Raw genomic sequence first — 15,175 nt, 5'->3', positions numbered from 1 at the left:
TTATAGGGGTCGGTACCGTTAGTGTCCTCAGCTCCGTTCAATATGGTATCACCGTCACAGTCCCCGGCGGCCCATATCGCATTTGTGGCGTCGTAGCCTGTATAGCCCGCTGCCTGAACCGGTAAACATGGATCAAGCGCTTCTGCAGTGCTCGCCTCTAGGTTGTCCGCTGTCCCATCACCATCCGTATCGGTATTGTAAGGATCGGTGCCGTTAGTATCCTCAGCTCCGTTCAATATCGTATCGCCGTCACAGTCCCCGGCAGCCCAGATCGCATTTGAGGCATCGTAACCGGTATAGCCCGCAGGCTGAACGGGAAGACAGGGGTCCAGTGCATTTGCGCCATCTGTCGAATTAGCAACCCCATCACCATCATCATCACACTCGCCAGAAGTTATCGATGCGTTGGTACTGCTTACATTAGATTGACCAGCACCCGCAACTATTGGAATACCATTTGCCAAATTCACAATATCCCCAAGACTATTGTCGCCATCTAAATCCGTCAAAGTGAATCCACCATCCCCTTCAAGCGCATCAGGACATGTATCCCCATCACTGTCAGTATCAAAATGATCCGCCAGGGTATCGGCATCGAAATTACGATACGCACAGTCCCATGTCATGTCCGAAATCAAAATTGCCATATTTCCTGGGGTGAGTGCTGTGGTTGTTGGATCAACGTTCATAAACTCGATAAAAACGTCATCTACTGGGTAACTCAAATTATAAACAACATCTCCGATATTTGGGGTGCCATTTACCCAAGAATTACCTCTAAAGAAGCCACCACCCACATCGGTAACAGCAGAACCTAAAGTATAATCGGTGACAGCCACAGGTGTGAGTACTTCACCTTGATTCGAAATGGTCACCTTAACTTGTCCAATGTAAGGGTCTCCATCGGCTACCTCCCTCAAATCAACATCAACTATTCGAAAGGAAAGTCCTACTACGGGCCTATTAAAACTGACTCTGTACCTTAAAATGTTAACACTATCTAGAAATTGAGCAGTCGGTGCTTGTAAAAGCAGCCCATCCACGCCATTGAAAGAGGTACCATTTGTAGCAAAAAAAGGATTTGCAAGTTCTGGGAAATCAGTTTCAGAGTTGCTAGCTGTAATTCCTGTTCCGTCACTTGCCGTTGTTGTAGAAGTAGATGAAACGTCATCACCTGGGTCTCCTCCCAACCAAGTAAGAGATCCCCATGGCATATCTAGAATATCCATATTGCAATCATATTCTTCTGAATCGAGTAAACCGTCGTTATCGTCATCAAAATCAATACTGTTAGGGACTCCATCTCCATCAAAATCTTCTGTATTTGCCGTTTGGGCGAAGGAACTAGCACCCAGCAGGAACAGTAGCAAGGTTGTTAGAACAGCACCCTTTTTTCTAAAAATCGAATAAGTCATCTGGTAATTAGTTTTAACAATTTTTTTGGATTAGTAAATATATCGTTTCCCAAATCATTTTTTAATGATTTTATAATGGGTCAAAGCATCTAATGTAGTGGTAGTCAAGAAATATACTCCTTGGGACAATAAGGATACATTAACTTGAATGTATCCATTTCCATCGGATTCCGAGGCTAATTCCATAACCTTCGCCCCGTTGCTGTCAAAAACATATACTTGTACCTTTTCGAAGCCAGCGGGTCCCACGTAAACATTTAAGTCATTCCCTCCTATTGGATTGGGATACACAAAACCCTTTATTCCTAGCCGTATCGTCTTCTCATAAGTACCTTGGCAATCCTGATCAGTGCTTACTTTAATACTGTTCTCCCCTTCTTTGAGGGCCAATTCGATTTGATTTTCAGTACTGGTATATAGCCGACCATTGAGTTCTATGTTATACAAATCTGAACCGGAGAGTTCCAAATTGACTTTGTTTTCCAATGATATCGAACCTAGGCTCACTCCCAAAGGCTCTACCCCTTGAACATTTAACGTATAACACTGTTCATAGACATTGTTGTCTTTGATTCTTATGCACAAGGTATACTCACCAGGAGCTAACTCATCGAGCACTAAGCTTTCACGGAACTCATTACTGCTTAATTCATTTCCTTGAAAATCAGATAGTAGTGCCACATAATCTAAAAATAACTTGGCCGTTATTTCGATGATGCCATTTTCAGCCCCTACGCAAGATTCGCCTGTCAACTTAATTAGGAAATTGTCTGCCTGTAGTGGAATTTCACAACCATCTTCGTTCACAATTGCACCTGCCATAGTATTGTCGCAAAGGTCTTCCTCGTTGGGTACCCCATCATTGTCCATATCGTCATCACAGGCATCGCCGAATCCATCTCTATCAAAGTCTTCCTGTTCCGGATTATATGAAATAGGACAATTGTCATCCGCGTTATCAATCCCATCACTGTCCGTATCTTCAGATGAGCTTCCTTGATAGGGATCTGTTCCATTATTGTGTTCATCACCATTAGATGCCCCATCTCCATCACAATCTGCACTTGCCCAAGTGGCATTTGCAAAGTCATATCCGGTATATCCCGCGCTTTGAACAGGATCACAAGGCAATGTGGGATCGGTTCCATTGTTCACCTCGTTGTCATCGTCTATACCATCACCATCGGTATCCCCAGAAACCAGGTAAGGGTCTGTTCCGTTTGTATCCTCATCACCGTTAGTAACTCCATCCCCATCACAATCTGCACTTGCCCAAGTTGCATTTGCAGAGTCATATCCGGTATATCCCGCGCTTTGAACTGGGTCACAAGGCAATGTGGGATCGGTTCCATTGTTCACCTCACCGTCGTCATTTATACCATCACCGTCAGTATCTCCCGCAGCAAGATAAGGGTCGGTTCCATTGTCATCTTCGTCTCCGTTGGTCACTCCATCTCCATCACAGTCAGCATTGGCCCAAATAAGATTTGCCGAATCGTACCCTATATATCCCACAGTTTGAACCGGGTCACAAGGCAATGTTGGATTGGTTCCGTTATTTACCTCATTGTCATCGTTTATGCCATCGCCATCAGTATCTCCAGATGCAAAATAAGGGTCGGTTCCATTGCCATCTTCATCTCCGTTGGTTACTCCATCTCCATCGCAGTCAGCATTTGCCCAAATAGGGTTTGCAACAACATAGTTAGTGTAACCCGCAGATTGGACAGGAAGGCAAGGGTCCAACACCTCAGCTGGAGTGGCTTCAAGATTATCGTTGATACCGTCACCGTCCGTATCATCATAAACACTGATTAAAGCGGTATCGGAATAGCCTCCATCATCTGTTGTAACGGTAATTGTAGCGAATCCAGCAGAACTAGTGCTCACCATACCATTATTAACAGTTGCTACAGATACATTATCGCTTGACCATGTCAACGACTGATTGGTTGCGTTATTTGGAGTTATGGTTGCACTCAAAGTAACACCTTCACCCGTGGTTAAGGTTACGTTATTAAGAGATAAACTAACTCCTGTTACCGCAATATTTGATGTCAAAGGGTCTGGAACAGCTCCACCATTAACGAAGTATGCCGCCCTTGTTCTCATAAACTCAGACAGTAAATCCTCTCCTAAAACAGAGGGGTGAACACCATCAAAATCTACAGCACCAATATCAAAATATGAGAGGTAATTGGTTCTAGTGAAATTATACAAGTCGACTATCGGGTTTCCATCAATATTGATTTGCGAAGGTGTATTGGCAAGTATTTTGGGAATTAATATATCTTGGTTATAAGGTAGACTCCCCAATGATTCATTATTGAATATATCTTCAGAAATATCATAAGTCCGAAATGTAATAGGCATGATTATGACATCATCTTTTCGAGTCTGTCCTATAGCAGCTATCAAAGCATCATAATCATCACTTATTCCTTGTAGTTCTGTTGGAGTAGCCGTGCTAAATGGTCTTGTATCACTTACATTGTTTCCCCCAATATGGACCATAAACAATGTGTTCGAGGTATGCGTGGTCATGGCTGTTTGAAGAACGGAGATAATACCATTTATGTCGAATCCTCCAAATCCATATCCATAAACATCCACGTCAACACCATTAGCCTTCCATTCTATTGTCCTAGTGGGGTTTGGTGTATTTATGTCCCTTCCGTACACCTGCTCCATTATCGAAGCACCAACAACCACTACCTTGTCATATTGGGCAAAAAGGGAGGATGAAAAAATAAATAAAAGTAGTGGTACTATTTTACCAAATACTTGCTTCTTCATATAGCGTTAAAGTGTTATCTAAGGCTAACCTGCTCATTATAAAGGTTATATTACATTAACCATCATTTCAGTTTAATGATTACAAACTGGGACCTTCTATTCTTTGCATGCTTTGTTTCAGGGCAATTCACACCATCAGTACATTCATTGGTAAGTTTAGTTTCACCAAATCCATTATCCGAAATTCTATCGTCGGCAATTCCTTTGGATAGTATATACTCCACCGTCCGCTTCGCTCTTCGCTCCGATAACCATTGATTATATCTATCACTTCCCCGTGAGTCAGTATGCCCTTCTATATTTATGACCAAGCTTGGATTATCATTCATAATCTGTACCAACTGATCTAAAATATCCTTGTCATTTTTGGTCAGATAGGAGGAGTTTAAACTGAAGAGTACATTACCTAAATTTTCAATCTTACTTATTAGTTTTGCTCTTCTAGCATCCTCTGCTTCTTTCTTAGCTCTTTCAGCAGCGGCTAAATCCGCGGCTTCCTTTTCCCTTTGTAGTCGTTCTGCCAATAACCGAGCCTCTTCCTCGGCTTTTTTCTGTGCCGCTATGGAATCCTGGATTCGCTGTTGCTCTTGTGCCATTTCTTCCAAAATGGCCTTCTTCTCCTCTCCTTTTCTGGAAAGTCCTTTTTTTACATCAAAACGATATGCCAAGCCTACCGCATGTTGAATATGATTAGAGGAATTGTCAGTGTTCATTGTCCATTTTCCTGTTGAACTGAAATCCAAGCCCCAGTGATCGCTGAACCATGTTCTAAAACCAAAAAATGCGTTGTAGGTTCCCCTACCCTGGTTATTTGCATCGGTGTACCCAGCACCTATGCCAACATAGGGATCAAAAAAACCAGTTTCACCCAAAATAGCGTTTAAATCATAGTTTACCCGAAAGTCCAGGCCAAAATAATCCACATCCTCTGGGTTCACCACATTATCAATAATCTTCCCTTCTTTGTACTTGTTATAGGTTGCGACTGCCTCCAATCCAAGACCATTTTCAAAAAAACGTCCTATACTGATTCGAGAAGGAAACGGAACTGAGTTCCAACTATCCTCAATGTCGAATAAGTTTCCAAACTCGTCTCCAGAGTCGTCAACAACGTTGGTCCCTACGGTGACCATCCACGAGCTTTTTACAATACTGTCTTTTGCAGTGAGTTGCGGTTCCTGACCTTGAATAGCAGAATAAAACATAAAGGCCAAACCTGTGAGAAAATAACTATAGGTCTTCATCGGAGGAATTTGAGGTTTTAAAAGACAAATCTAGCGCAACTTTACAAAATTACCCTGTTTGCACTTTTAAGTGCCTTTATTTTCGATGATAAGATAAACTACTTAAATAATCGACAAACTACCAATTCGTCTTTTCAAGCTCGATCTCTTTGGGGCTCCTTGGTGCTTTGTAAATATAAAATGGATAGGAAGTTACGTTTTGGCTTTCTGAATTTGCCTTTGTTTTAGTTCCACGGCCAACCAAATAAGAAATATGGTTTTCATCCTCTGAAGATTTTCTTATGATGGGTATCATGTTCCCTTCCTGTTCCCCCATACACACCACGATTACCATTTCTTTTGAAAAATCGATTTGAGGAACAGGCAATCCAGGTTTTCTGGTTCTATTGATTCGGGAATAAAACTTGTTTAACGACTTGGCATCCCTGATTGTTGAAGCTTCATACTCCATAATACCACTGTACCCATCTTCGGCCACCAAAATTAAATTGGAATCCGACTGGAATTCAGTATTCACCTCTTTTTGGGCTTTACATGAGGCCATACAGGCCATGACAAGTAAAATGACATTTCTCATCAATCAATAGGTGTTCTTGAAACGGTATTTATATGCCTTTTCATATACTTCTTCATAGAGTGGTAAGATATTCAAAATATCAAACTTGGAAGCCACTTTAAAGGCATTTTCCTTAAATCTTGAAAGAGTTTCATCATTCTTTAGGATCTGCAGTGCTTTTGACGCCATTTCATCTACGTCGCCAACATTGGCCAAATATCCGGAAATACCTTCTTTATTTAGTTCTGGAATACCCCCAATATTACTGGAAACAACTGCTACCCTGTTGATCATGGCCTCAAGTGCCGCCAAGCCAAAACTTTCCGATTCGGATGGCAATAGGAACAAATCTGAAAAACAAAGAATCCTATCAATTTCAGTGCTGTTGCCTAAAAACACCACCTTATCCTTAATGCCCAAATCATCACATTGCTGTTCTGCATATTCTTTCTCAGGTCCCTCGCCAACCATCATTAGTTTGGCTGGAATTTCCTTTTGGATCCGATAAAAAATATTGATAACATCCGGTATACGCTTTACTTTTCTGAAGTTACTGATGTGCGTCACGATCCGTTCATCTTCGTTCGCCATTAGCGAACGCTGGCAATCTGTATAATCGGTGCTATACTTTGTCCTATCAATGAAATTGGGGATTACTTCTATCTCCTTCTCAATATCGAACAATTTCAAGGTGCTTTGCTTCAAATCCTCGGAAACCGAAGTAACCACATCAGATTTGTTGATGCTAAACGTCACCGCAGGTTTGTAAAATGGGTGTTTTCCAACCAAAGTGATATCCGTACCATGAAGGGTAGTAATCATTGGTATAAAAATACCTTCTTCCTGTAGCATCTTTTTCGCCATATACCCCGCATAGGCGTGTGGAATGGCATAATGCACATGAAGCAGTTCTATGCCATAAAACTTAACCGTATCCACAAGTTTACTCGATAAGGCCAACTCATAGGGTTGGTAATGGAATAAAGGATATTCGGGTACGTGAACCTCATGAAAATGGATATTATTTCCTAAAAGTTCTAAACGTACCGGTTGTTTGTAGGTAATAAAATGCACCTCATGCCCACGTTCTGCCAGGGCTATTCCGAGTTCAGTGGCCACGACGCCACTTCCACCAAAAGTTGGGTAACAGACTATAGCTATCTTCATAAAAACAAATCTAAAGCAATATTTGCTTTTTAATTTATAATGGAATCATAAATCGCCTGCTGGATTCGTGTTCGCAATCCAGATTTTACAAGCTGAGTATTGCTGGCCGAAGGGTAGGTACGATTGGATAAAAAGACATACACTAATTCCTCATCGGGGTCAGCCCAAGTATAGGTACCTGTAAAGCCGCTATGTCCAAAGCTTTTTCGGGAAACACATCCGCATGTAGGACCTTTTTCCTTAATCTGGGGTTTGTCAAAGCCCACCCCCCTGCGCACATCTTTATGACAGAAGTAACAAGTATTGAATTTTTTAATCGTCCGTTCATTAAGAAATCTCACCCCGCCATAGACTCCGCCTTGCAAATACATCTGCATAATTTTGGCTACATCGTTGGCATTGCTGAACAAGCCCGCATGCCCCCCTACTCCACCCTGCATGGCCGCACCCATATCGTGCACGTAACCTTGAACCGTTTGATAGCGATAATAATTGTCTTCTTCGGTAGGAACAATTTCCTCCTTTTCAAATTTTTCCAAAGGATTAAAACTGGTATGCTTTAATCCCATGGGGACATATAAAAAGTCATTGATCAATGTATCCAAAGAGGCTCCATAGGTGTCTTCAATATACTTCTTGAAGACATAATAGGCCACATCACTGTAACGATAACGGTTGGATTTTAGCTCTTGTCGCCCTATCCTATTGTAAATGGAATCCTTGTAAGCGTCCGTCAGATAAAGATTGTCCGCCACCTTGTACGAAAATCCAGCTGTTGGTTTGTTCCTATAGAACTCAGGAGAGGGCTTTCTATTCTTGGTCAAAGTTCTAATGTAAAAGGCAATCCATGCCGGGAGACGTCCATAATGCGATAAGGCCTTTAATACTGTTACGTCCTTTAGTTCAGATTCCTCATACTCCGGAACCAGCTCCTTAAATGTATTGTTCAATGCTATCTTTCCCTCCTCCTCCATTTTCATGATCAAAGGCAGGGTGGAAAGAATCTTGGTCAAAGAGGCCAAGTCATATATATGTTCCTGGCTTACTTGCTGTTCTGTTGTATATGTGGGCTTTCCAAAGCTTTTATTGTATACTACCTTCCCTTTTTTGGCTATTAAAACTTGAGCTCCAGGATACATGAGGGAATCCAAACCTACCTGCACCAAACTGTCCACGGCTGCCAATTTGCTGGAGTTAAGCCCCACACGTTCCGGAAAACTATAGCCCAATCTTTGCAAGGGTTTTAGTTTAAGCCCTGTATGAACCGGAAAGGTATCCGAAGCGGAAACGGGCAACTTCCCATTTGCCCCAATGGCCCCAAAAATCGCCTCTGCAACTTTTTCTTGAGCTATTCCACTATTCTGATATCCCACCACCAAGGCATCAATTGTATCAAAATTGGCAACATCCAGTAGGGCGTAAGGCTTGGCAAAAAGTGCTAAAATGGTGTTACTGGTCCTTAGCCTTGATATTTCCTGCAGCCAAAAAAGTTCATTTTCCGAAAACTTGTATGATTTCCAAGGGCTCTTGTTGCTTTTATGGAACCCGATGATAACCAAATTGTATTTGGCAAGTTCCTTACGATAACTAGCAATATCCTTTGCCTTTACATATGCCACATCCGCATACTGGTTTAGGGTGTTTAGGAATGTGCTACCTGGATCATCCCCAAATCCAACATAGGCAATGCGCTTATTTTCAAGTTTTTTGATGGGCAAGATGGAGAAGTTATTTTTTGCGACCGTAATCGCACCTTCCATGGCTTCTTCATATACCACGTCATTTTCAACCCCATTTAAATCTTTATAGAGGTTCTCCAGTTCAATGGGTTTATATGTATTCAGTCCAACCTTGTATTTGGCCATCAGTATTTTTTTTACCGATGCGGACAAGCGTTCTTCGGTGATTCGTCCGGCATTATATGCCTCAACAAATTTGGCCTTGGCCTCCAGCACATTTTCTGGCATTAACAGCACATCATTTCCCGCCAAAAATGCCTGAAGTTCAACTTCACCTTCTGGTGCAAACTCAGAAACCGCCTTCATATTCAGGGCATCGGTAAAAACCAAACCTTGGAACCCTAACTCCTCTCTTAGCACGCCAGAGATAATCTGTTCTGAAAGTGTGGAAGGAAGACCTTCACGAAGTTCCAAGCTAGGTACTCCAAGATGCGCCACCATTACCGAGTTCAATCCGCTTTCAATAAGCTTTTTATAAGGATATAATTCTATAGAGTCCAAGCGCTGTTTAGAGGATTCAATTACGGGTAAAGCGTGATGCGAATCGGTGGCCGTATCCCCGTGACCCGGAAAGTGTTTTCCGCAGGTAAGAATTCCAGCCTTTTCCAAACCCTTCATGAACGCTATACCCTTTTGCGCAACGTTGATCGGATCTTCCCCAAATGAACGATTTCCTATAATCGGATTTTTGGGATTATTGTTGACGTCAATATCTGGGGCAAAATTGATGTGCACGCCCAATCGCTTGGCATGTTTGCCAATTTGGAAACCCACTTTTTCCACTGTGGCGCTATCCTGAATGGCTCCCAATGTCATATTCCATGGAAAGGCGTAGGTAGAATCCAGTCGCATGGCCAATCCCCATTCGGCATCCATACCAATTAGTAGTGGTACTTTGGAAACCGCTTGATATTGGTTGGTGAGTTTAGCCTGTCTATCTGGCCCACCTCTGGAGAAGATAACCCCACCAATTTGATGCTGGGCAATTAGGGTTTTTATCCTATCGGTGCTAGACTTTGCCTGATTGGACGCCACGCTTACCATGAACAATTGGCCAATACGTTCATCCAATGACATGGCATCATATTGAATATTCACCCATGCCTGTTGGGCTATAGTATCATTGGTTATCAATGGGTTTTGCTGACCTCGGAGGACAACACAGCACAATAAGAATAGGGGGAAGTAAAAGTTTATCCGCATAAGAAACTATCTAGGACATCAACTTATTGCTGATAAAAATATTGCATTTCATCGAAGAATGCACTGAAATTGGGATTATTTACGGAAATCTTCTACAAAAAACGTGAATGCCAGCTTTCCCCTGCCGGAATTTCCCAATGCTCAAGGTATTCCAATTTATTGGCCACCAAGTTATTAAATACAGTGGTATTTTTGGAGATAGCTTTGTCCTTGGCCATTTTCTTAAAGTCCTTCAGGGATTTATAGGCCACAAATTCACCTTGCTTAAAGGAAACGTTCATTCGATCTAGAAGTTCAACGCCATATTTTTGCTCCAAAGTTTGGATAAAATGTACCGATGCATCGATAGAGCATCCCGATGCGCTGGCATTGGACTGGTCCAAACCTATTATGATGAATCGTTTGTATTTAATCTCAAAACCTGCATGTAAGGCACTGCCGTGTGCTGTCCATTCGGTTAAGAAACCTGATAAGGCTTGTTCTACCTCTACAAGCTCTTCAGCCGAAAAACTTCGGTTGGATTGATATATCCAGATTCTAGCGGTATCTGGAAGAGATTGAAAATCAACTAGCATTTTAAATAGAATTTGCGATAAGTTCAGCTACATCCAAAACGGTAACACTATCCTCTTTTTCATGGGCTTTGATGCCGTCCGTCATCATGGTATTACAATAGGGACACCCGGTAGCAATAATATTGGGGTTGGTCTCCAAAGCATCTTGCGTCCGCAACACATTAATATCCATATCGCCTTTCTCCGGTTCCTTGAACATTTGGGCGCCACCTGCACCGCAGCAAAGCGCAGATTTTTTGTGGCGTTTCATTTCCACAATAGTTGCGTTGGTGTTTTTAAGCACCTCTCGTGGTGCATCATAAACCGAATTGGCCCTTCCCAAATAACAGGGGTCGTGAAAGGTGATTCGTTTTTCTTTATAAACCTGACCTTCCAAGGACAGACGTCCATTATCGATTAACTCTTTGATGTATTGTGTATGATGGATAACCTCATAGTTTCCCCCAAGACCGGGGTATTCGTTTTTGAGGGTATTGAAGGAATGCGGGTCGCATGTAACAATACGCTTTACTTCATAACCATTCAAAACTTCAATGTTCATCATGGCCTGCATCTGGAATAGGAACTCATTCCCGGCTCGTTTGGCGACATCTCCAGTGCAGCTCTCTTCAGGTCCCAATAATCCAAATTCAACATTGGCCTTGTTCAATATTTTAACAAAGGCCCTTGAAATCTTCTTCGCCCTATCATCATAACTGCCTGCGGACCCCACCCAAAACAATATTTCTGGCTGTGTGCCCTGAGCTATGTGCTCTTCCATTGTTTTTACCCTAAGTTCTTCACTCATTGCCGAAATTTTATTCGTTTACCCAATTCAGGCGGTCCATTTGATTGTATGGCCACGGAGCCCCGTTGTTTTCAATATTGGACATCATGTTGTTCAATTCGGTCGGTGCAGCAGATTGTTCCATAACCAAAAACCTTCTCATTTCCACAATAATGGATAGTGGGTCAATGCTAACTGGGCAGGCTTGGACACATGCGTTGCAGGTGGTACAGGCCCACAATTCCTCCCTACTGATGTAATCATCCAATAGCTGCTTGCCATCTGGTACAAACTCGCCTTTGTTGGCATCCATGTTTTTTCCCACTTCTTCAAGACGATCACGTGTATCCATCATAATCTTGCGTGGTGATAGTTTTTTCCCGGTTTGATTGGCCGGGCATTCCGAAGTACATCGACCGCATTCCGTACAGGTATAGGCATTCATCAGTTGCACCCAGTTTAAGTCCATGACGTCGGATGCCCCAAATTTTTCTGGCTCCGGCGCATCTTCTGGAGGTGCTGCATAAGGGTCCGCAGATGGGTCCATCATCAACTTCACCTCATCAGTAACGGCTTTTAAATTATTAAATTCCCCCTGTGGTTTCAGTTTGCCATAAAAGGTGTTGGGAAATGCCAACAAAATATGAAGATGTTTGGAATAATAGAGGTAATTTAGAAATGCCAAAATGCCCAAAATATGCATCCACCAAGCGCTTCGCTCCAATATGATCAAACTCGAAATTGAGGCTTCTTGGAACAATACAGCTATAAACTGGCTTACAGGAAAAGCCCCCGCCTTCGTATAATGAGGGGCATCCAGCTGTTGTAATTGAAAATCCGCAGCATTCATGGTCAAAAACAGTAACATCAGCACCATCTCAATGTAGAGAATCATATTGCCATCCATTTTGGGCCAACCCTCCATTTCGGGTTTGATGAACCGTTTCAATCGAATAATATTTCTTCGAATCCAGAAGATGACAACGGCAATGATAACCAGTAAGGCCAAAACTTCAAAAGAACCGATTAAAACATTGTAAATAGTACCTAAAGGAGCAAAGATGCGATGAGTGCCTAAAAGTCCATCAATAATGATTTCGAGTACCTCAATGTTGATGATGATGAAACCAACATAGACAATAATGTGCATTAGACCTGCAATAGGCCGCACCACCATCTTGCTCTGACCCAACGCTATTCGAGCCATGTTTCTCCATCTTTGGGAAGTATTTCCGGAAACATCAACATCTTTACCAAGCTTAATGTTTCGGGAAAGCTTTTTTACATTTCGAGTGAAAAAGGTAATTCCAAAAATGAGCGCTAGCGCAAATAGGATATTGGGTATATATTCCATAAGTTAATTTTGCTTTTCAGCTGCAGGGTCGTTTTCAGGAAGCTCGTAATCTTTTTGTTTTTTTCCAAAAACGGAAACGTTGACATAACGTTTTGGATTCAATCTAAAATCTTGTAACAACAAGTCCAACTCGCGGGAAGCGGCAGATAGATTGTCGTATAATTTATCATCATGGGCCAGCTTGCCAAGCGACCCCTCCCCTTTTTCAATTTTACCCAAAACCGTGTTCAAACGTTCTACCGCTGTCTTAAAATTGGTAACTGTTTCGGCTAACCCGGCATTGGCCAGGGAATCTGAAAGTTTGGAAAAATTAGTGGTTATTTTGTCCACATTTTTAAGGGAATTATCCAATTGTTCCTTGTTGCTTTCCAAAAGTACGTTCAGCTTGTCGGCGCTCACTTTGAATGAACCTATCAAATCGTTCAAGCCAGCAATACTTTGCCTCAGTTCCAGTCGTGTGCGGTCATCCAACACCTTGTTCACATTCATAAGCAAGGTGTCTGCATGGGAGACTGCTCCCTCTACCTTCATTTGAAGTGGTGTTAATTTTTGTTGGACCAATTCCGTGATTCCAGGTTTTGTATCTGTAGTAAGGGTATCACCAGACTGGGCATTGGCCGCTCCATCGAAAACAGGGTTTATCTGGATACCTTTTCCACCAATAATACCTGTATCATAAAGTTCTGCCCTACTGTTTTTGGAGAACTCAAAGTCGCTATTAATGGAAAACGTGACCAAAAGTTTCCCCGAGCCATCTTTAAAACGGATACTGTTTACATTTCCAACGGCAAGTCCGTTTATGGTAACCTGGGTACCTGGCTGCAGCCCACCCACATGGTCGTAAACCGCATAAAGCGTTTTAGTATCTTCAAAAAACGAGGATGATTTAAGGTAATTGAGTCCAAAAACAACGGCTAGAATTCCTGTAAGTACAATAATTCCAGTTTTGATTTCCCTTGATAGCTTCAAAAGGTTCGGTTTACGGTTCAAACAAAATTAGGAATAATTTTGACAAGGTCGCTACCCTAAATAGTTCCTATTTGAGTGCTTCCTTTAAGGACACTCTCGTGCCATTTTTGTAAGCCACAATATATGAAGTGGTATAGCCCTTGGCATCTGCTCTTGACTTTAGGGTCTTGGCATCGTCATAAGAGGTGGCATTGCCATACATATACCGGTAGAGATTTTTGTAAGGCTCTTTGGAAAGCACATCCAGCCCCTTAAAGTTTGCACCTTTTAGGGCTATGTTCTTAGCACTGGCCATCAATTGAACCTTAAATATAAATTCACTTTTAGGTACTGTAGTTTTCGTTTCCTTGACAGGTGCGGTCTTCGCCACTTCGGTTTTCTTGGGGGTACTTGTACCCTGTTTTGGGGCATCTTCTTTTTTGGTTGTCATATGGACAGCTCCAGATGAATCTTCGATTACTACAGGCACATCATCCGGTTGCAACCCTGTGGAAACACTCTTCTTATACGCCATTATTGCATCAGCAATAGCCTTGCCCATTTCTGTCTGGCCCTTGGCGGAATTTAGATAACCGCCCTCACTCTTATTGGTCAAAAAGCCAGCCTCTATTAAAACACTGGGCATAAACGTTTGGTGAAGTACAATAAAACCGGCTTGTTTCACCTTTCTATCCTTTCTGCTAAGTTTTTTGGTGAAGTTATCCTGAAGTTTTTTACCCAGTTGAATGCTTTGTTCCAAAAACTCTTCCTGCATGATTGTAAGTCCAATTACGGATTCTGGAGAATTGATATCGTACTCTGCATAGCGTTGCTCATAGTTATCCTCCAAATATATTACAGAGTTCTCCTTCTTGGCTACCTCAAAATTTTGACGATTGGCATGCAGTCCCAAAACAAATGTCCCAGCACCATAAGCATCTGAGCTGTGCGAGTCACAATGAACGGATACGAATAAATCTGCATTGGCCTGATTGGCAATCTCCCCTCTAACGTACAAATCCACAAAACTATCGTCCTTTCTGGTATACAGCACTTTTACGTCGGCATGTTTTTCAAGTTCCTTACCTGCTTTTAGCACAATGGCAAGGGCAATATTCTTTTCCAAATATCCATTCCCAAGGTTTCCGGGATCGTGCCCTCCGTGTCCGGCATCCAAAACCACAACAAATTTGTCTTTTGGAGGCAGTTCGGTACCATTTTTGGTGGAAGACGTCAATATAGGTATGAGGAGTAGAAAAGCTAAAAAAGATAACCGACTTTTAATCATAAGAACTGAGTAATTATGGTATTCCGTTAAGGTTAAAAATATTGTAATCCCCAATCAACAGAACAAAAAATATATGTAAGTTTGAGCCCAAAAACTGCGCCAAACTAGCACAAAAATAGGATTT

General features: G+C 42.1%; 10 protein-coding genes and 1 pseudogene. All 11 read right to left on the bottom strand.

Annotated elements, in window-relative coordinates; translation table 11 throughout:
- Positions 1-1,415 (bottom strand): annotated as a pseudogene (locus BUC10_RS17540) (hypothetical protein); the annotation flags it as partial.
- A gap of 54 nt (positions 1,416-1,469) precedes the next feature.
- Positions 1,470-4,211 (bottom strand): Ig-like domain-containing protein, encoded by a 2,742-nt coding sequence (locus BUC10_RS17535; protein ID WP_073182116.1) that lies wholly within the window; start codon positions 4,209-4,211, stop codon positions 1,470-1,472.
- 62 nt (positions 4,212-4,273) lie between these two features.
- A complete protein-coding gene (locus BUC10_RS17530; RefSeq protein ID WP_084732701.1) occupies positions 4,274-5,455 on the bottom strand; it encodes an OmpA family protein in 1,182 nt (393 codons plus the stop codon).
- A 118-nt stretch (positions 5,456-5,573) separates the two neighbouring features.
- Positions 5,574-6,032, bottom strand: a complete 459-nt coding sequence (locus BUC10_RS17525) for a hypothetical protein (protein ID WP_073182114.1) — start codon at positions 6,030-6,032, stop codon at positions 5,574-5,576.
- A gap of 3 nt (positions 6,033-6,035) precedes the next feature.
- The gene (gene bshA, locus BUC10_RS17520; RefSeq protein WP_073182112.1) at positions 6,036-7,178 is read right to left on the bottom strand and encodes an N-acetyl-alpha-D-glucosaminyl L-malate synthase BshA; all 1,143 of its coding nucleotides are present in this window, start codon (positions 7,176-7,178) and stop codon (positions 6,036-6,038) included.
- A 29-nt stretch (positions 7,179-7,207) separates the two neighbouring features.
- Positions 7,208-10,120, bottom strand: a complete 2,913-nt coding sequence (locus BUC10_RS17515) for a glycoside hydrolase family 3 N-terminal domain-containing protein (RefSeq protein ID WP_073182111.1) — start codon at positions 10,118-10,120, stop codon at positions 7,208-7,210.
- A gap of 92 nt (positions 10,121-10,212) precedes the next feature.
- The gene (locus BUC10_RS17510; protein ID WP_073182109.1) at positions 10,213-10,695 is read right to left on the bottom strand and encodes an ABC transporter ATPase; all 483 of its coding nucleotides are present in this window, start codon (positions 10,693-10,695) and stop codon (positions 10,213-10,215) included.
- Between the two features lies 1 nt (position 10,696).
- Positions 10,697-11,482, bottom strand: a complete 786-nt coding sequence (locus BUC10_RS17505) for a (Fe-S)-binding protein (protein ID WP_073182107.1) — start codon at positions 11,480-11,482, stop codon at positions 10,697-10,699.
- A gap of 10 nt (positions 11,483-11,492) precedes the next feature.
- On the bottom strand, positions 11,493-12,815 hold the full coding sequence (locus tag BUC10_RS17500; RefSeq protein WP_073182104.1) for a 4Fe-4S dicluster domain-containing protein: 1,323 nt from the start codon (positions 12,813-12,815) through the stop codon (positions 11,493-11,495).
- Positions 12,816-12,818: 3 nt separating this feature from the next.
- Positions 12,819-13,784, bottom strand: a complete 966-nt coding sequence (locus tag BUC10_RS17495; RefSeq protein ID WP_073182102.1) for an MlaD family protein — start codon at positions 13,782-13,784, stop codon at positions 12,819-12,821.
- A gap of 67 nt (positions 13,785-13,851) precedes the next feature.
- Positions 13,852-15,051 (bottom strand): N-acetylmuramoyl-L-alanine amidase family protein, encoded by a 1,200-nt coding sequence (locus BUC10_RS17490; protein WP_073182100.1) that lies wholly within the window; start codon positions 15,049-15,051, stop codon positions 13,852-13,854.
- Positions 15,052-15,175 lie beyond the last annotated feature (124 nt).

Source organism: Flagellimonas flava (assembly GCF_900129665.1).
Lineage (GTDB): Bacteria > Bacteroidota > Bacteroidia > Flavobacteriales > Flavobacteriaceae > Flagellimonas > Flagellimonas flava.
This window is presented reverse-complemented; position numbering and strand designations above follow the sequence as displayed.